Raw genomic sequence first — 20,533 nt, 5'->3', positions numbered from 1 at the left:
GAGCAAAGAAGTTACATATACCGTTATTACAGTCAAACCTATGCGAATTACCCCAGCATTGCTGAAAGTTGAATTGTTTATGACCAATATTCCACTACTTTTTCAACCAGCCCGTCAAATACCTGCGTATCAGTGAAACCAACCTGAATCGAGTATGTTTCCCCCTCCGTCTTAACAATTCCATGTCCGTATCCCAATAGACTTTCTGCCCCAGATTCCCCTAGAATGATTTCAGAGTTCTGATCTCTATCTACCTTTAAGGCAATTTTGGTGTCTAAATTTGCCCTTAAGAGTGGGAAGACTACATCAGCACTAGGCCGTTGTGTTGCCAAAACCAAATGTATTCCAGCAGCACGGCCTTTTGAAGAAAGTCGAACAATAATATCTTTAGCTTCCGCCTTAAACGCGTTATCTAATATCCAATCTGCAAGCTCATCAAAAAAGACCACTTCTCTAGACATTCGCTCACTAGGGTACTTACGATTGTATGCTTCAAAATCTTTAACATTTAATGTCATGAGATGCGTATAACGCTCATTCATCAAACTCTCTAGCTCTTTTAATCTTTCAACAGCTTCCTCTTTATTTAACACAACTGGATGAGCTAAATGAGGTGCTTTAGAGTATGCAGCAAACTCAACTTGCTTAGGGTCAAACAACCTTAACTTCAAATTATCTGGAGAATTAGTCATCAATAAGTCGATTATCATATTATTCATCAAAATAGATTTACCAGACTTCGTTTGACCACCGATTAAGGCATGAGGACTTGCACCATCTAATTTAAAGAAAATGCTATTTTCACTAAATTCATCCTGACCGAGCATGATCTTATTATTAAAATCTTGCTCTATGGTAGCCTTACGTGAATCTAAACTATTATTTAGTAACGTACCAAAATAGACTGTAGATCGCTTATCACGATCAAAAACCAGAACCATTATACCTTTATCAGGATATACACGACGTAGTGACAATCCCACTACCGAGAGAAAGTTATCTTTAAGTTTCAGAACTTTACTAGGGCTTAAATTCACATCACCGTGCAACTTAATTACTATCGAATTTGGAGTTACTAAGCTTTCGGAGAAGTTTGAAGGGAGATTTGCGTGCCCAAAAATCTTACGAATATTGGCTTTTATTGAATTTATATCAATCTCATTTTCTTTGACTTCATCTATATCCGTCTCTAAGTAACCAATACAGTTTTTAATTAGTTCCAGTGAAGACTTTTCTCCGCTCAGCCTTTTATCACTCTTTTTTAGAGCTGTTGTATATTCTACCGTAGTAGGTTCAGGATTATCAAAATTTGAGATATTTTCTTCTACTTCACTTAAAGTAGCTGACGCATTCTCGGGTAAGTTTTCACTTTCAGTGGAGCTTGTATCATTATTCTCAATAAGTAAATCTGTATTACTCGATTTATTTAAAGATAATTTTGAGAAGTTAAATTTCTCAAATAACCTTAATGGACTTTCATCTACTAGCGACTGAAATACTTGCTTTGTGTCTGCTGCACTTAATTTCAGTTGGCATAAATAATCAGTGTCAAAAACAACATCTGAAGACGTCCCAACTTGAGCGTTATCGTAATGAAACACCACTGATAACCCTGAAACGTTGATATTTACTGATTTTTTATCTAATGCGATAAGGTCATAGAACTCAAACTTACTAGGATCGAATTTAAAATTCCCAACGATAAACTCGTAGAATTTATTCAGCCAATATTCAAAGTCAATGTCCTCGTATGAGCGCAACATTGATGATATTAAGTCAACAGTTGACTTAACTTGTTTGCAAGACTTAACGGACTGTTCTATTGAGCCGTTTGTTAATTTTGACTCACTGACAATCAAGTTGATTGTCGTAACACCAGATTCATCTTGATATATATAAACCCCCAACAAATCAGAAATATAATTTACGGTTCGGCCAATCGACTTAAATGCATCATCTTCGATAGTAGATTTAAACCAGCTTAAATAATCATCTAAGTGAACCCAAAAGATATCTGAAATTTTTGAGTCTTTGTCATAAATGCTCTCAAGAAGCCAAGCGGCTCCCGCAGTCCCTACAAGGTCATGAGAAAACTTACCGTTACCTACAGATCTTAGCAACGTATCACTGCTGAATGAGTTTGACATAGAGAATATCTTATCAACTAAATACTCGACTTTTTCAGGGTGAACCAGTTGCCAGTCGCGTATGTCAGAGTTTAAGTTCTTAGTAATATATTGCGTTTCTTTATCTGTAATAATAGCTAAAGAACGTTTGCTACCTTCACCTTGAATATATCTCAAAACTCTTCGGTTATTATCTGAGCTATCTTCCGGATCATTTTCACTACATGCGTTTAGCGTTTCCTTACTTAATAAATAGTCATAAATAATAAGCCAATTACACTTACTTAATCCTTTCGATATTTCATCTTTCAAGCCTACTTGACTAACTTCTCTACAAAAAGAAGTTGACTCATGTCGGTTATTTACTTTTAAAAATGTAGACAGAAAAAATTGCCCTTTACTATCATTAACATGGTTATTCATCGAGAACTGTGTTTTTCTAGCAACAGGATCAGAAGGTACTTTTCTTGATGCACAATACTCCCAGCTCAATGCATCAAACTCTCTTTGAATATATTTAGGAGCAACCTCTGCAACTTTATTATGAGCAAATAATGGATCAAAATTATAGATAAGATCTATCTCGCCATCTTCTACCTCATCAATATCGCTAACGATCCGAATAGTAATATTAGAGTCAACTCGGTTAGTATCGAAGCTCTCACAAATCGTTTGATAAACACTATCTAAAGCTTTCCTGTTACTACAATTAAACGCTAACGATATTGATAATTGCTCTTCATGATTGTCCGATATTTTTAACAACTCATCATATACTGAAAGCAAATATTCGTAAGAAGTGAGCCCTATACACAATATCTGCAGGTGGTGGCGTTCATTAGGGTATGTTTCTAAAAACTTTATAGCCGTTGCATTAATAACTGACTTTATTTCAGAGTCGTTTATTGCATTTTTTGAAGTACTTAATTTTCCAAACTCGTAGTACCCAGACTGTGAACTCGTTGAGACCAAGTCAGAATAGCTATTATCATCTAGCTTTTTCAGAAACAAGCCTTTACCATGATTGTCAAAAAGTTCTCGGAAAAGCTTTGCTAAAACGCCATCACTTTTATTCGCAATACTTAAAGCTTTATTAGCAAACTGTGAGCTAATATTCTTTAACATAAGGTTTCTTTGAGACTGCATTAACAGACTATATGGAGACCACGGAAGGTAAATACAATAATTTGAGTTTTCTGTAACGTTAATCGTATGAGCGCTTAACAACTCATATACTAAAGCATTATTTATTTCTTTGCTTGAACTTAAGGAGTATATAAGCTCAATTAGACCTCTTAATTTGACTTCAAGCTCATCATCAACCGAACACAATGGATTTAGGTAAAACAAATCTGCTGTATTTTTCCAACATTTGAAAAAGTCAGAAAATGACTCCATCACTTGAGTATGACTATCATGGCTAAGGTGATTATGGCTTTTCAAGTCTTCCAATAATTTTTCAAAAACATCTGTTTCTTTATCAGACTTCTTAACAACTGCACCTTTCTTCATGCTTGTGCTTACAGCTAAAAACATATGAATGTTTGTAATTGTTGGAGTGCTTTCAGCTCTCTTTATAAAGAGTGGATCCAGTGATAGGTCATATTTATGAAAAAATCCTTTTCTATCTGAGATTTTTGCAAAATCTAAATATTTAGATGATTCAAATCCATAAGGGTTAAAAAGCCATTTTAGCTCCCAACTATCAATAGGGTCATCACCGCCTTTCTTACGCCTAATAACTCTAAATGAAAGCTCATTTACAGCTTTAGACTCACCGTTTTTTCTATTTTTTGAGTCGACTGATGAAGAAAATTCTTCATTGAAGACTTTGCCAAATTCAACTTTAAAATTATCTCCGAACTGAGACCAAAAGGACGCTAGATCTCTATATTCATTATTAAAGTAATTAAGTGCATACCAGTTCTTCCGCTCTAGACTTCTTCTTGTCCTATCTTTTGCTAGGCTGAGAACTATTTCATCATCACCTAAGTCGTTTAGTAAAACAGACTTTGATAAAACCTCTAATAGTCCAGTTATCAAATCATTGCATTCAGTACTTTTAGAGCCCGTGATTTCTTTCAGCCACGCTTTATCTAACTTTGAGTTTTCAGAAATGTCCTTGGAGTAGCTAAAGTAAAACTTTCTAAGGTCGTTAATTTCTGGCTTTTGAGATGGTGAGTTATCTACTAAGGCAAGCAATTCAATGTATTCTTCTTCCAAATCAATATCATTGTCAGCTAAGAATACTTGAGTTTCTACACCTAATAAAAATTTCGGCTTTGCGCTTTTTGCCTGTAATACTGAAGGATATGGGAAAGAGCAATCGTAAAGTTTTTGTAACTCTTGTTTTTGAGCGACAGTTGATTTTCTATCTTCTTGATAAAACGCTGTAAAATACTTAAAAATATCTATGCAAAACTCATCATAGTCGTTTCCTGATTGCTTAATTGTATCGATATTAATTTTTATTTCAGACAGCTCAACCTCTTTGTCTTTATTAATGGCTCGCCAAAAATTTATATCTTTGAACAACGTTTTAGTTACGATTGACCTAAACATTCGACGATATGAAGCGCCCGAGTTTTTCAGAGGTAAGAACTCTTCAAGCCTATTTATACCGCCTAAGTGGACACAACTCTTACCTAGAGCATAATAAAACTGTCCGTCTCTAATGGTTTCTTCAATTACCCCATCAATAAAGGCATTAATCTTGTCTATTTCAATAAAAGGTCTGGCATTCCATTTGGAGTTGGTTAACTCAGAAACAAACTTAGAAAGTTCAGCTACATATTCATCAATAAAGAAAGCTTGCTCAGTATGTTGGCGCTTCGCTAATTCAACCCACTTTGTTATTTCGGTTTGCTCAAATACCGTACTTTGGTCAATGCCTCGAACTTGCTCCATTGTAGGCTTAATTTCTGCCATCAACATTAAGCAAAAGAAATTCCCTTCTCTATTTCTTTCATGAGCCATTTCCGAAAAATTATGCTTATCAATTGCAACATTTTTATACTGCTCATGCTTTTCAACGACAACGATAAAACCATCATCAGAACCTAAAGGCTTGATTGGAAAATCATGATTCGAATTAATATTATCGATAATTTCTTCGACCAAATTTGCATCAAATTCTTTTAAAACAAAGCGACCAGGTATTCCACTTCCTTTGTTTGATTCACACCAATCTTGGTATTCTTTTTTAACAATCTCATAAAAATACTTTGCAAGAGATCTCATACCGAATCCTCCCTGTACGGATTAATTACATAACTACAGGCGTCTGATAGGTGCCTTAACATTCCCATTTGATACAACAAAGAAGCAAGATTTTTAGAGTTTCGATTTAAATCCCTTTGAATTAATTCATTATGCGCACTAGGTGAGGTATCTATAAAGATGGAATATTTATCCTTTAACACTTTTATAAATTTATTAAATTCAAGCCGCTTATTATTGCCAAGAGTTGTAACGACTAGTGAGTGAAGAAAGTCTTCAGTAAGAACATACCTGTAGCTTCTTGTGTTTTTTTTAGACAAAAAACCTATTTCTCTAAAACAAACATTCGGATAATTTGAAATATGGTCTGCTAAGTATTTTTGAGCACTTTTTATTTCTGATTCTTTGAAGCTTTCTCGCTCACTCTCTTCAACATTTTCAAGCTCAGAAGCGTATAGATCCATAACTGCATTAACTCTCGTATCTAAACACCTTTTCAACTTATTTCTTTGAGTCGAAATACTTTGAATTGATGTTTTTCTAATACTGTTAGTTGCCTTGGACAAAACCTCTGCAATATAGGTAGGGCGCTTTAATTCTTTAGCATCAGAGCTGTTATGATAAGTTTCACCAATTGCTAGTACATAATTGCCAGTATGGTAGCCAATGAGGTCAATCATTACCTTTACTTTATCTAATCTTTCCAAATCTAACGACAACACCTGCTTTAAATCTTTGGCAAGCTCATCAAATAGATTCAAGGAGTTATATGGCAGATAGCCTAGACTCTTGCGACTAGTTTCAGGTAATTGAATACGTTCTTCTTCTCGTACCAATAACTTAGCGATTGTAGAAAATGAAGTGTTTTGTTTTTCTAACCATGACTCGAAATATTGTTCTAATTCAATTCGAGTTTCTTGGTCAGAGCGGCACAACATTAGGTATACCAATTCACCACCTCGACAAAAAAACCTCCGGTCTTCAGTAGACTTTTTGTTATCAAAATCACACCAGACATAATCTGATGATATTGGATAAATGAACTTTGATGTCCACCTTTTTTTAGATAAGGGATCAAAAGTCAATGAACTTAAGATTTTTATCGCAATATAAAAGCTATCAAATGACTCGAAGTTGTTCTTAATATGATCAAGATCATCATCGGAAAACCTAAATAAATCGCCTTCTATTGCTTTAAGGTATTCAAACTGCCTTTGCCATTTTTTCTCTTCCGATAGCTCGGAGTTGATGACCGTTTCTAATATTTCATTTTGATATATAAGAATTCTAAGCTTAAAAAATTGCCTATGTTTAAAATACAAAGTGTTATTTTCAGGAGCAAAAATAGCATCAATTAGTCCTGTTTCCTTCGCGCGAAGCTGACTTTCAATGATACATAAAAGCTCAAAAAATAGAATTGATGGGGTTTGATCTTGCCTAAATCTGTGACCCCAAATATTTTCAATAATAGGAATATGTTTTATCGAGTATTGTTTTTTTAACTCAGAAGAATAAGTGTGTAAGCTATCCATGGTTTACCTTTAAAGCTGAAGATCTAAACTCTCCACTGTTAATTGTATAAGTATCTATTCTTTTCCCCGAAGCCCTTGAATTTTTACTTATTTGGGAAGCTAATTTAGATCTGAAAATTAATAATTTCTTATAAAGTCTAGGATTAGTCGTATTTGGTGGAAAGCCTTTAGAAACTTTATATAAAAAGTCGAATAGCTCGACAGTTAAAGTTAATTTCAGCTTAACATCCCGATCAATATAAAACTCTATAACAGGCTCTATTCGTGAGCCTGTTAACTCAAAATCACCTTTAACCTTATTAATAATAATGTCTCTATCTCTTACATCATCACCATGGAATATTGATATTGGTGTAATCGAACCTTGATCTTTTTCAGGAACATACAACCGGTCTTTACCTGTACCTTCAGAGATATATCTACCGTGAAACACTCTGTTCAATGCCAATACAATAAGGGAAATCACTTCAACATCATCACAGTCATCACTATCTACGAGATTTTGATAAACGTTACTTTTGAAATAAGTGAAGCTTGAAAATTTTTGAAGCTCATATGATCTTATGTCATTGTTTTGATAGCAATAAAGTTGCATTCTTGAGCGTCTTACAATAGCTCCCCAAAGTTCAGGGTCAATTCCACTTTCTACTGATTTTTTAGAATCAAATAATTCATTAAAATCATCTAAGGGAATTTCAATATCTCGACTTTCTTTACATTTCAGTAAGTTATCCCAATAATTTGTAGATAGTTCACCAAAATTGAGCTTGTTAATTTCCGAATATGGTCTCGCATTATGCATTTTATGAGGGCCAAGGTTCATTCCCCAAAAACCAACTTCAATTGACGATTCATAATTGAGTCCGTCACGGTCAGCTAACCTTTTTATTCGATTACACGTGAAAATTTGGTAATTATTTTCTTTTTTAGTTGCTTTTAAATATTTCGCTTTAGGTGTAGACGCTAAAATAGTATTTGTAGCGAGATTTAAAAGCTCTCGAATTGTGAAATGCTCATTATTCAATTGCAGTAGCAAAATAATATTGCTTAGATTCTCTTTAATATGAGGCTTTGACCTCAGAAGGCTATATTTTTGATAAATAGGACAAGAATTAGATTTATTTCCTTCACAAGAGTCACATGACTCCCACCCGGAGTGACTCAAAATTTCATCAATAATTAATGAAAAATTATCTTTAGCATTTAATTTAGAAAGATTAACCAGTTTTATGAGTTCTTGCTGAGAGCATGAGCTAAAACCTAAATTTATCTTATCTTCAATAATTTCTTTTAATTGTTTTGCTTTTTTAATTAGGTCTAAATCATTTTGCGATGAAATGAAGCTGTCAATTTCATCCACCAAAATACCATCATTTACTGCTATCAAAATAGGTTTATTAGGAAAGCCATTGCGTAACACATCAATAAGTTCATTGATAATGATTGAAGTGTTTTCTGAAGAAAGTTCAGAGAAATCTTTAACTATGGTTTTTTCATTACTTCTAAAGAAGCTCTTACTATTCCAGTCATCTTCATCAAATAACTCTCCTTCAATTTGCTTTACTATGTCCCTGCATAACTTAGTCTTTCCGTCCCCAGCTGTACCAGTGAGAATTATTACTCCGTGACTATCCTTAGATTCAAATTGTTGAGTTATTTGTTTTTGCCATTCAAACTTAATATTCAAAGGTTGCTCTAGCCCTAAGTTTGAAGCAACTTTTCTAACATATTCGTCTTGAATTTGATTTTTCCCTTGACAATAACCTTCTAAATACTTTATCCATTTATTTACTTTCCAGGACATTAACAATTCCTTCCATATATGGTCGAATTTTTCACCAAACGCTTGTATCTATTCACTAGTGATATTTTGACTGAGGTTTACAATGAAACAACTAGTGTTTATCAAGCTATGTATATATTTTAACTAAAACAAAAAAAAATCATAATTTTCAAGCAGGTAAAGGTACGATATACCTCACAATTTCACTCTTTACCAATTTTTGGCATTGTTTCCGAAATTATATTCAAGTCGCTAGGCAATTCTAATGGTTGTGTATTAGTCGATACACAGAGTCTCTGACATGCCTCTGACCTGCTAAAGAATATGTCGCAAGTACAACATTTCTCACGCGACGTTCTACACGTGGAGGAAAAAGTATGCGGGGATGTAATGAACCAGAAGAATAGTTGGACATGATACTGCCACTAATCAGGAGCCATTATGAATGACGAACCAGAAGTGAAACGCTGAACCGCTAAACTCATAAAATTGCTAGCAGAGTCGCTGCGCTACATATGCTCCTTAAAAGTATCGGCTGTCAGTAACAATTGTAAGGCTGACGGATCCATTATGGACTATGTCATTGTTTCAGGACTCAGAACCAGTTTAGTCGTCAGTTCCAACCGATATCAAAGCCACGCGCCAATGTGGGAGGAAAGGTGAGCGCATCAACGCTCACCTTTTGGTTATCGCCTTATTCACCAATTAATTACTTAATGGTTAACAAAATTGACTCTATGATGACATATCGTTGAGTGGTTTTCACTGATATCACCGTAAGGTCATGATTTAGTTCACGCGAATTACGCAACAAAGCCTTTATTTATAACACGTCACACATGCACCACCGCCTTCTTGCTCATCATAGATTTCATCCATAAAATCTCGGTCGACATCGCTTACATCGACTTGTAACACATTAATGCGCTTTCGCTTTAAAAAACGCTCTCGTTTCTTATCATGCTCAGCTTTTATACGAGCAATTCGCTTCGGATCCTCGAGTGTGGATAAAGGAGTATCTTTACCTAGCCAATAAAATGTGCCATTACCCTCGTCATCTTCAGCTCTTTTCTCATAATTCTTCGCTTCTTCGAATGCTTCAGGGTGACGCTCTCGAAGACGAACCCATTCGATTTTTCTTTGATAGAAACAGAATGTGCAGCCACTACGTGATCGCCAATCGTAATATCCAGGCAACCCTTGAGCTTGGGCACTCTTAGGGTTATTTCGAGCTTCTTCCGTATCAGCGAATAAATCTGCTTGCTGTAAAATATCTTTGACGCCCGCCAAATCAATACCATCATCCCGAAACGGCATTACAGTAACAATGTCACGATTACTTGTTGCCTGGTATCCTTCGCGATAAGGCTCATCGGCTCTGATGCCAACATATGTAATTACTTGATAACCGTCATCTAAATACTGTTGAATCCACTTCTCAAATGGAACGAGCTTCATTTGTATAGTGCACCAACGAGCTTGTGGCGAAGGTAGATAGTCATTGTGCTCTTTCAACCAGTAATCAAAGTCCTTTTTCTCTCGGTTTGACGTACAAATCTCCTCGTAGGGATCTATTATTTTCTTGCCTATATAGCCCTCTAGTCGATTTACAAACTCAATCACCTCAGGTAATTCCTTACCGGTATCAGTAAAGTAATAAGTCAAATCAACTTCCGGGTGCTTGTCACGCATATAAATAGCTAACGCGGCGCTATCTTTACCGCCTGATAACCCGAGTACATGGAGCTGTTTCTTATTAGGGTCTATCATTTTGTTTTTTCTCCTAGCAATGCTTCAAGAGACTTCATTAGTATGATTTTCTGCTCTTGCACTGACACACCAGACAACATTTTATCTATTTTATTGAGAGCATCTTGATGGTCTTTATCTTCTAACGATTTATCAACATTGCCGATATTACTAGCGAAATACTCAGCTAATTTAAAGCGTTCTACAAATACAACCAACTCTGAGTTAGCCTTCTCTATTGCTAAATCATTCCAATTCCGCTCTGCTTTAGCTGACAAAAAGGAGATCATATTAGATGTCCAGTCATCTGTATCTTTACTAGTAAACTCACCAAGACGTCTAGCAAACGTCTTCAAGCCTGAATCAGCAGTATAATTTTCAACACTAATTGCACGCTCAAGAAACGCAGCGTTTACAGGCCCATTGAATAATGTATTAATACGTCCTCTAAACTCACTCAACATTCTTCTATGAGCAGACTTGAGCTCGTCACAAACCTCAGTTATAACGCTAACTAACTCTTCATCATCTTTGGTATGCAGGACCGCAGGTAGATCTTCAAGTAAAAACTTATTCGGGTCATCCGCTTTCAAGGCCACTAGCCTAAATGCTCTTGCGTTATTCGATAATTGCTGAGTGCTCTTAACCCACCCAGATAGGCTTGCAACAAATGAAACAAAACCTTGAGCTGCATAAAGTGTGGTTTTCGTTACGTCTGATTTATTTATTATTCTGCACAAAGATTCAATATAGCTCTTCTTTACGCCATCATCTTCAAAGTACCTTACACCTACGCTCTGTGGTTCTTTAATTAGTTTGTTTACAAACTCTTCGTCAGCACCTGTTATATAGATAAATTTATTAGTTACATCTTTATCATAAAAAGCTAGGTTATCTCTTTGTGCTAATACAAGACACAAAATCCAGATAGGAATTAAACCATTTGTTAAACCATAAGGTTCGGCCGACCATAGGTCTGCGACATCACTTAGAGGAACGACGCCATCATGGCTACGCTTCTGAATAATCGCGATTGCGTCATCCCACAACTCACAAATTTTTTCTTGATGCTTTTTCTGTACTTCAGTAGCTGCAGGGTCAATTGATGGCATTACAAAATCAAAATCACCATCGCTATTCCCTGTATGTAAATTGAGATGTTGTAAACAGGATTTATACATAGCCATTTCAGGTGGTGTACCTTCAATGGCCAGATCTTTTTCAAAATACTCATCTACCATCTTCACCATCAATTTTTTTCTTGCTGAAACTGCTGCACCTGATGGTTTTGCTCGATTGATTAGTTCGTTATAAAGTCTCGGGCATTTTGGATAAAGATCTTTTGCCAAATTACTTGCTACTGTTGATAAATTTACACCATCAATTTTTTTGCCTTTGTTATGCCAAGTAGCACTTTCAAACAAATCAGCATAAATATTATCAAATGCCACTTTCGCCAAATTAACACGCGACTCTAATTCTCTACGAGCTATACGGTCATGTTGAATGACTGGGTTGTGTCGTGAAATGTTATCTAAACAGGTTAAGTCATTAATGATCGACTTTAACTGATCAATTGCCCTCGGAGCAGTTCCAAAAACGTATTCAGGATGCTGTTTTGATATGATGTTCGCGACATCGGAGTCACCTGATGTCAACAGTATAAAAACAGAGAACTCAGTTGAATTAAGACTATTTTTTTTCTTAAATTTCTTTGCATCAAAACTACCGGTTTCAAAAGCCATTTTCATCCAGCGTAAAACACCAATTTCATGATAATGGCTTTTAGCAACAACATGATCTGACTTAGTCTCTAAAAATTTTTTCCATTCATCACTATTGCTCTGTTTAACTCTTTCATTTGCAAGCTCTTCGTCAATATCAACATCACTTCCCTCAAATACAGCATATGACTGCAAGTGATTACGATAAACGATTAGGTTTTGCTGTTTTAATTTTTCAAGAGATAAGTCTATTTCATCAGCATTGTATTCATCTAATGCTGCATGCAAGACACTCTTAGTAGAATAAATGCCTAGCTTACGGCCAAACATATTCAAAATGGCAACAGTCTTAATCAACTCTTCAACAAAGCCCTTTTCTCTGGCTTGCGTACGCTCAACGGCATCTTTAGCTTCTGACCATGCTCTTGCGTCTGGTGAAGATAGTATTAGATGATCTAAATTTGCCTCAATATAGTCATATAAATCAGAGAGGCGGTACAGTACTTCAGCTTTGTTATTACCGATAAAATACTGAAAACCATGATTTTCTACAGAGCCTAAAAAACCAAACGTACTGCGCTCGTTCTGACTAAACCTGCGCTTAGAAAGCGGACCTAATAGTAGTGTCGTTAAGGGATGAAGTGGCAATGCTGATTCTAATTTGGACTTAATATTCACAGATTTGGAGATTCGAGTATCTTCCAATGCTTTGAGAGTATTCTCAACAATCAAGCTATTAAGTTTGTAAGATGGCTCTTGAACAATGCTATTGCCAATTAATGTTACTGTTTCATCTTCAGAAACATTAAATAAAAGATCTGTATAACGACCTTGAACTTTGGCCCACCCTTCTTTTATTGACTGTGATTGTCCACGAGCATACTCAGCAAAAGCTTGGTGCAAAAAGCCTAAAAATAAGACAGGAAAATCTATACGCGTTGTTTTCTCGGCAAGGTCTTGAAAAAATTGAAGATCTAAATGCTTTGAATTAAGAAACTCTAATGATTTCCCCATTTCATCAAATAATATGACAATCCCATCAAGAGATTTTTCAACTGACTTGGTTACTTTATTGAATGCAACAAAAAAAGACTTCTCGTCTACAGGTGCAGCTATATGAGAAATGTCGATATTGTGAGCATCTGCCTCAGTAACTATTGATGTCCATAACGCTGTTATTGGTGATTCAAAGCTACAAACAGTTTTAACTACAAACCAACCATTTACTACAGGGATTTTCTCGTAAAAAAGAGCTGAAAACTTAGGTTTAACAACCTCTGACGCAACACTCCTGAGTTTTTTTTCTGAAGATAACAAACCTGCCAGTAATAGAGCTACCGTTGACTTGCCAGTCCCATACGGGCCAGTAACCGTATAGGTTTTACGGTTAGATTGCTGATAACCCTCGGCGATAGTCCTTAAAGTATTCTCTGCAGTACCATGAAAAACAAAGCCATTAAAAAATTCACCATTAAGATCTAGGTCTGAATCTATACGTGTTGAACGTTGAAAGCGAATATTAACATTAATATGTTCTTTTAAATTTGACACGAGAACCTACTTATAAATCTTTGCGAGAAAGGTATTTTTGTTTTTTAAGACAGTTATATCTTTAATTTGGATTTGACGAAGGCCTTGAGTATCCGTCCAACCAATAGCCTCCGAAGTAAGCTCTGAAGCTCGTTCTAATCGGTTTTCTACTTCTGTCTGAGCCATACGGAATACACGGGCAGGGCTACCGGGATCAAGTAAGAACGAATCAAATGACATCGTAATTGCAGCGTCTTTACCCGATATCATCGAAAAGTAATCAATTAAAGCAAAAGTAAAAACTTGATCGCTTAAACTATTTCTTGGCTCCAACTCACATAAAAACTTCTGTCTATCAAATTGCTTCAACAGCCCTAATTCACTTAACGGAGATGAGAAACTATCTTCCGATACTTTGCTTGTTTTACTTTTTGCATAGGTCAAAAAGAAGGTGCTGATATCTTTTGTTAAACTATTGTCTGCAGGTAACTGCAAGATACTTTTTTTCTTGGTGTCTGATTCAAACTGTTTTGTTGCAAACAACTCTTTTATGAACACTAGGAGTGATTCTTTATCAACCTTTTGTCCATTATAAAAATTAAAAAATATACGATAAGCTGTTAGTTCGGAGACATCTCTGCATAGAAGCCAATGAATAAGCCACAGTGAGCTTATGTTTTCTAAGTGCTCGTCTTCTTGATCTATATGAAAATACTCATCGCTGACCTTATGGTCATCTGTCTGATCATAGATACCTACACGTCCGGCCCAATATTTTATTCCATCGACCATATTCTTACCTACACCCCACTCAACCATTAACTCATCGGTAGTAAGTGTATCGAACCCTTCAAGCTGACTAGTCTGATAAAATTTATAAAGCCACCCATAACGAAGTGGAAAAGTTTGGTGCCCAGAAAATCGTGCTGTATATTTATTCAAAATCAACCCTAAGATAGCTCCCCCACAAAAAATAAACAAAAAACCAATAATAAACAACAAGTTAAATGCAGGGAGTAATCATGTATAAATCAAAAATATTTGCGCTATATTTTACCGTTTTTATACCAGACTACAAGAGAGCTCTGGCATCGCCGCTCTAATTTCACACTCGTAGCCATTAAACTTTTTTTCCCTAAATCCAACTCAAGATCGGCATACGGTTAATTAACAAAGTGTACTCCAAGAACACCTTATGACTTACCTCTTTACGCCACGTCACAAGATTGTTATCCCCAATGCATAGTTAACCTGTATAAACCTACTCATACTGCTGACAACTTGTGTTACCAAGTGGAAAACACCTAATATTAAGTTAGGAAGGGGTTATTTTGTTATAAAATGAACCCCTGAGAATGTTACACCCCAGCCTCTCAGAATATTGAGCACCCAACCGATAGAAAGCTAATGAACACATACTCGCACATAGATACCCCATTCAACCTGCGCCACACCTGTTGGTTTTGTGGTGAACCCTCCAATGATGTTGTTGAATTCCCTAAGACTGCACAGGCTATTGCCAAAATAGACTATTCACCGATTGCGCTGCCAGCTTGTAAGGAGTGCGCGAGTGTTAGGTATGCAAAAGATCTAACTTCGATTTGGGCTGTGCGTGATCAGATAAAACACGCACTCATCGATAAGTACGCAAAGCACCTAGGGATTGGTGAGAACTGGACGGAACAAGAGCTTATTGATTCTGACTTTTCAGGTTCGACACTTGGCGGGTTTGGGCGCAGCGCTTGGAAGATGTATCAAATCGCCAAGCAGCGAGTCGACTATAAAGGTTGGCCTTTGTCGGTTGATGACATTGTAATCGAGGCCTACGACGAAACCAGTGGCTTTGAATTTGACGGTACTCGTTATGCTTCAATCAATTCGTGTATCGATTATTTCACCAAGGCTGCGGGCGTAGACAAAGAGCTGCTATCGCAACTTGTCGACATCGTTTCATCAGACCGATTTAGCTACGCACTGCGAATCGCTAAGCTGAACAAAAGTGTCTCTAATACCAAGCGCTCGGAGATCGTCGAAGAGGTGCTACAACAAGAGTCTGAACAAGAAGAGATACTGCTTGAGCAAGCTAATTCAATGTTTAACCCAAACGTCGAAGAGGTGAATATTTCAGGCTCAGTTGCGCCTGTATTTGCCATTCAATGGGCGTTAGCTAACAAGGTTGAAGATTTGGCCCACCTATGTGCGCTCGAAGATGAGTATTTTGACTATTTCGAGCACCTCGGCGGCCCTGCTGCTTTCATGTCTTATAACGGCCTACAACTCTACTTAGAATCGCGTCAAGATCCGGAATGGGTAGAAAAATCGGATCCAAATAAACAGTATTGGTGATCATGAGCCATTACTGGTGAACACGTGTAAGCTCGATAACTGTGTCAAACACCCATTGTTAGTCCTTGTTTTATATAAAGATCTAAAAATAGCCCCCTATCACAGTTAATTGTTGCAATTCGGTTAAATAGAGTGAAAACTTCAAGCATCTAAAACTATTTAATCACTGCCATCTTGCGGTGAGTAAGGAGTGAATTGTGCTTGCTGTTCTTCGTATTATTTTGGCTACGGTGTTTATTATTTTCACCACTCTATGTGCTTTTGTTTACTGCTTGTTTAGCCCCAAGAACCCCAAGCATGTGTACGTTTTCTGTCGTTGGTTCAACCAACTCCAAAAGATCATCGGTGTAAAACTGGTGCAGCGCGGCCTAGACAATGCCCCAACACCAGAAAACAGCGTCTACATCTCTAACCACCAAAGCATATTGGACTTTGTGACCGACCCAGGAATGCTAAGACCACGCACTGTTTCATTGGGCAAACGCGACTTGTTGTATGTGCCTTTCTTTGGCCTGCTGTATTGGATCACCGGTAACATCATGATTAACCGTGAAGATAAATCCAAAGCACGCGATACCATCAAGCAAGTGGCGGAAGCGATTCATCAGAGAGATCTGTCTGTTTGGGTTTACCCGGAAGGAACCCGTAGTAAAGGGCGTGGACTACTGCCATTCAAAACAGGCGCTTTCCGAATGGCAATTGAAGCTGGTGTGCCTATCACCCCGATGTGTACCAGCACCACGCACAATAAGATCGACTTTAATCGTGCTAATAATGGCATTGTGGTCACCGAGATGCTGGAACCTATCGATGTGTCTGGATACAAGCTTAGCGACGCAAGGGAGCTGGCCAATCGCTGTCACGCACTCATGGCAGAGAAAATAGCAGAGCTTGATGCCGAAGTGGCTCGTTTAGAGGCGCAGCAAAAACCAGAGTTGGATTCAGACCGTTCTTCTACGAACTAACTCGCAACGAACCCACTGAGTCATCGCTCAGTTACTTAAAAAGACACTCAACGATCGCAACTCTCATTGTTCTGGTTTTACTTGCTGGCGCTTATCCGCAAAATAAAAACAGGCGTTAACGGCTTTATAGAGCAATGGGAGTAAACGATGGAAGTGATTCACCATGGCGGCAAACATACTGTCACAGGATCTTGTCACGAATTAAGAGATTCAGGCCAAGCGGTGCTCATCGATTGTGGCCTGTTTCAAGGTTTAGATCTTCAAGGTAAAAAGCTTCAAGGTGCGGACACCCACCCTCTTGATATTGAATTTGAAACATCCCACCTCAACGCTCTGCTGCTGACTCATACTCACATTGATCATATTGGCCGATTACCTTGGTTACTCGCCAGTGGCTTTAACCAACCGATTTATTGCACGCAAGCCACCGCTGAACTCGCCCCTTTAATGATTGAGGATGGCTTAAAACTGCAAGGACTCAGCAATAAACAGTCGAAGCTGATACTCAAAAAAATTCATTCGTTAATTGCTCCCAAGCCTTACGGGGAATGGTTTCCAATCACGTCTAAACAGCAAAATAACGGAAAGGATCATCATAGGCCAAATACTCTGCATGCTCGCTTTCAACCTGCTGGGCACATCTTAGGTTCCGCCTATATCGAGATTAAGTTACCAAGCCAAGAAGTAGTTGTGTTTTCTGGCGACTTGGGCCCGAGTAACACACCACTGCTGCCGGATCCCAAGTCACCACAGCAAGCCGATTATCTGTTTATCGAATCCACTTATGGCACCAGTACACATGATGATATTGCTACGCGATCTGAGCGTCTCAAGGCCATTATTGATCGTTCACTGCTCGATGGTGGCGTTATTCTAATCCCGGCTTTTAGTATCGGTAGAACTCAGGAATTGCTGTTTGATATCGAACACCTGATCTTTGAGCATCAACTCAGTAGTGATATTCCAATTATTCTCGATTCTCCGATGGCAGAAAAAGTGACGCGTTCATACCGACGCTTTAAAGAGTTGTGGGGACAAGAAGCAAAGCAGCGTCTTGAACTGAAACGCCACCCACTCGCTTTTGAGCAGTGCATTACCGTTGATGGACATAGAATGCACAAGAAAATCGTGAATCGCCTCAAGTCGACAGGCGAACCCGCGATTGTGGTCGCAGCTTCTGGAATGTGTCAGGGTGGCAGGATAATGAACTACTTATCTGCCTTGCTTCCCGATAAACGAACCGATGTAATTTTAGCGGGCTATCAAGCGCACGGGACGCTCGGACGAGAGCTGCAACAAGGCGAAATGCAGGTTTTTATTGATAACAAAGACGTAGAGGTTAACGCTCAAATTCATGGCATGTCTGGCTATTCTGCCCATGCTGATAAAGAGGATCTTTACCAATTTATAGAAGGCATCACGACTCCACCGAAAGAGGTGCATTTGATTCACGGCGAGCCAAATACTCAGTCGGAGTTCGCTCAAGAATTACAAGAGCGAGGGTTCGTAGTTGTTTGAAACAAGCATCAAATAAGTAACTTTTACTGGTTAGACATTAAAGCCTTAGTTATCGACCCTTCCAAACCTATAGTCTCTTAGGCCTGCTAGTTCACACGATGCAGGTGATATATTCCAATCTAGTTATCCCACCATCCATATGTCAGCCTTTTATGCTAAGCAGCTTTAACCGCTGTTTTGCGCAATTTCGCTTATTATGCGCACCTCAAATTCCTCTTTCTGTATTAATCACTATTTATTCACTTTGCAAAACACCAAGTATCAAAGCCAGTTGCATATCATACTAAATAGAACGACTATCGAATTAGCACTAAGAGTTAACAAACACCCTCTACAACATGCTTTATGTCACAGTAATCCTAATGCGCAGTTAAATAATTTAACACTTGGGTTACAAGTGAAGTATTGTGTTGTTCGAAAAACAATCATAAGCAAAACTAACAGGGAAAATACTCATGCAGTCATTCGTTGATTTTTTGAATGGAATAATCTGGAGTCCAGTACTTATCTACCTATGTTTAGGTGCAGGTTTGTTCTACTCCATCATGACTCGATTTGTTCAAATCCGTCACTTCTTTGAAATGTGGCGCTTGCTACTATCGGGCAAAAGCTCAGCAAAAGGCATCTCGTCTTTCCAAGCTCTAGCCGTTTCGCTATCTGGCCGTGTAGGTACAGGTAACATTGCTGGTGTTGCTGCTGCTATCGGTTTCGGTGGCCCAGGTGCAGTATTCTGGATGTGGGTTGTAGCCTTCTTTGGCGCCGCGACTGCTTACGCAGAATCTACGCTAGCGCAAATCTACAAAGAAGAAGACGAAGGCCAGTTCCGTGGTGGTCCGGCTTACTACATTGAAAAAGCAATGGGTCAGAAGTGGTACGCATGGATCTTCGCTATCGCGACTATTTTTGCATGTGGTATTTTGCTTCCTGGTGTTCAGTCAAACAGTATTGGTAATGCTGTAGAAGCTGCGTTTGGCTCAGGTGACATGATTGAAACAGCTGTCGGTACATTCAGTTTCGCTAAAATTTTCACCGGTACTGTTGTTGCTATCATCCTTGCTTTCATCATCTTTGGTGGTGTTAAACGTATTGCGAACTTCACACAAATCGTTGTTCCTTTCATGGCATTGGCGTACATCATCATCGCGTTCGTTATCATTCTGTTAAACATCAGCCAAGTGCCAACTGTTTTCGCAATGATCATCGGCGATGCATTCACACCTATGGCAGGCTTCGGCGCTGCAATTGGTTGGGGTGTTAAGCGTGGTGTTTACTCAAACGAAGCGGGTCAAGGTACCGGTCCTCACGCGGCAGCGGCTGCAAGTGTTGATCACCCAGCTCAACAAGGTTTAGTACAAGCGTTCTCTATCTACATCGATACACTTCTAGTATGTTCTGCTACAGCGTTCATGATCATCATCACTGGTGCTTACAACGTTCACGGCGGCGCTGAAGGCGTGTTCCTTGTTCAGAACCTAGCAGCAAACATCGGTGCGAATGGTCCTGTATTTACACAGCTTGCTATTGAAAGCGCATTACCAGGCATTGGTAAGCCATTCATCGCATTTGCTCTGTTCTTCTTCGCATTTACAACGATTCTTGCTTACTACTACATCGCAGAAACGAATATTGCTTACCTACGTCGTACCATCAAGATCCCTGGCATGATGTTCGTACTTAAGCTTGTTCTTATCACTGCAGTTTTCTATGGCACAGTTAAAACAGCGAACCTTGCATGGGCAATGGGTGATGTTGGTGTTGGCTTGATGGCATGGTTAAACATCGTTGGTATTCTGATCATCTTCTTCATGTCTAAGCCTGCGCTTAAAGCTCTAGCTGACTACGAAGAACAGCAGAAACAAGGCGTAACTGAGTACACATTCAACCCTGTAAAACTAGGCATTAAAGGTGCTACTTACTGGGAAGAAAAGTACAAGCGTAAAACAGGCAAGTCTCCTGAAGCAGAAGCTGCAGACACAAAACCTGTAGAGCAACCTTCAGCTTAAGCTTGTGCCTTAACAAATGGATTGCTTTAACAAATAGC

11 protein-coding genes are annotated in these 20,533 nt (G+C 38.1%); 5 read left to right on the top strand and 6 right to left on the bottom strand.

Features of this window, described 5'->3' with window-relative positions; translation table 11 throughout:
- Nucleotides 1-77 precede the first annotated feature (77 nt).
- From OW495_RS17070 to OW495_RS17060, 3 genes are read right to left on the bottom strand one after another with little or no spacing between them, the layout of a single operon-like run.
- The gene (locus OW495_RS17070; protein WP_289887548.1) at nucleotides 78-5,366 is read right to left on the bottom strand and encodes an FtsK/SpoIIIE domain-containing protein; all 5,289 of its coding nucleotides are present in this window, start codon (nucleotides 5,364-5,366) and stop codon (nucleotides 78-80) included.
- On the bottom strand, nucleotides 5,363-6,877 hold the full coding sequence (locus tag OW495_RS17065) for a hypothetical protein (RefSeq protein ID WP_289887546.1): 1,515 nt from the start codon (nucleotides 6,875-6,877) through the stop codon (nucleotides 5,363-5,365). Before OW495_RS17065 ends, OW495_RS17070 begins: the two co-directional genes overlap by 4 nt.
- A complete protein-coding gene (locus tag OW495_RS17060) occupies nucleotides 6,870-8,681 on the bottom strand; it encodes a hypothetical protein (protein ID WP_289887544.1) in 1,812 nt (603 codons plus the stop codon). The genes OW495_RS17065 and OW495_RS17060 overlap by 8 nt, the downstream gene beginning before the upstream one ends.
- 301 nt (nucleotides 8,682-8,982) lie before the next feature.
- Between OW495_RS17060 and OW495_RS23885 the strand changes: the two genes are divergently transcribed.
- The gene (locus tag OW495_RS23885; RefSeq protein ID WP_133149026.1) at nucleotides 8,983-9,051 is read left to right on the top strand and encodes a transposase; all 69 of its coding nucleotides are present in this window, start codon (nucleotides 8,983-8,985) and stop codon (nucleotides 9,049-9,051) included.
- A gap of 428 nt (nucleotides 9,052-9,479) precedes the next feature.
- Here OW495_RS23885 and OW495_RS17055 read toward each other — a convergent pair whose 3' ends face one another.
- Genes OW495_RS17055 through OW495_RS17045 form a run of 3 tightly spaced genes read right to left on the bottom strand, consistent with a single transcriptional unit; the run spans nucleotide 9,480 to nucleotide 14,605 of the window.
- On the bottom strand, nucleotides 9,480-10,430 hold the full coding sequence (locus OW495_RS17055; protein WP_048615222.1) for a phosphoadenosine phosphosulfate reductase family protein: 951 nt from the start codon (nucleotides 10,428-10,430) through the stop codon (nucleotides 9,480-9,482).
- Nucleotides 10,427-13,684, bottom strand: a complete 3,258-nt coding sequence (locus OW495_RS17050; RefSeq protein ID WP_289887543.1) for a hypothetical protein — start codon at nucleotides 13,682-13,684, stop codon at nucleotides 10,427-10,429. The genes OW495_RS17055 and OW495_RS17050 overlap by 4 nt, the downstream gene beginning before the upstream one ends.
- A 6-nt stretch (nucleotides 13,685-13,690) precedes the next feature.
- Entirely contained in the window at nucleotides 13,691-14,605 is a 915-nt protein-coding gene (locus OW495_RS17045; RefSeq protein ID WP_289887539.1) for a DUF4007 family protein, read from the bottom strand.
- A 465-nt stretch (nucleotides 14,606-15,070) separates the two neighbouring features.
- Here OW495_RS17045 and OW495_RS17040 point away from each other — a divergent pair, with 465 nt between their 5' ends.
- The 4 genes from OW495_RS17040 to OW495_RS17025 all read left to right on the top strand — a co-directional run bounded on the left by OW495_RS17040 (nucleotide 15,071) and on the right by OW495_RS17025 (nucleotide 20,495).
- The gene (locus OW495_RS17040) at nucleotides 15,071-16,009 is read left to right on the top strand and encodes a hypothetical protein (RefSeq protein ID WP_289887537.1); all 939 of its coding nucleotides are present in this window, start codon (nucleotides 15,071-15,073) and stop codon (nucleotides 16,007-16,009) included.
- A 197-nt stretch (nucleotides 16,010-16,206) separates the two neighbouring features.
- Entirely contained in the window at nucleotides 16,207-16,974 is a 768-nt protein-coding gene (locus OW495_RS17035) for a 1-acylglycerol-3-phosphate O-acyltransferase (protein ID WP_289887535.1), read from the top strand.
- 147 nt (nucleotides 16,975-17,121) lie between these two features.
- A complete protein-coding gene (locus OW495_RS17030; protein ID WP_289887534.1) occupies nucleotides 17,122-18,492 on the top strand; it encodes an MBL fold metallo-hydrolase in 1,371 nt (456 codons plus the stop codon).
- Between the two features lie 455 nt (nucleotides 18,493-18,947).
- A complete protein-coding gene (locus OW495_RS17025) occupies nucleotides 18,948-20,495 on the top strand; it encodes an alanine/glycine:cation symporter family protein (protein WP_289887533.1) in 1,548 nt (515 codons plus the stop codon).
- Nucleotides 20,496-20,533: the final 38 nt, after the last annotated feature.

This window comes from Vibrio sp. 14N.309.X.WAT.E.F5, from assembly GCF_030397615.1.
Classification (GTDB): domain Bacteria; phylum Pseudomonadota; class Gammaproteobacteria; order Enterobacterales; family Vibrionaceae; genus Vibrio; species Vibrio lentus.
Note: the sequence above shows the minus strand (reverse complement) of the source record. Positions and strands in the feature narration are given on the sequence as shown.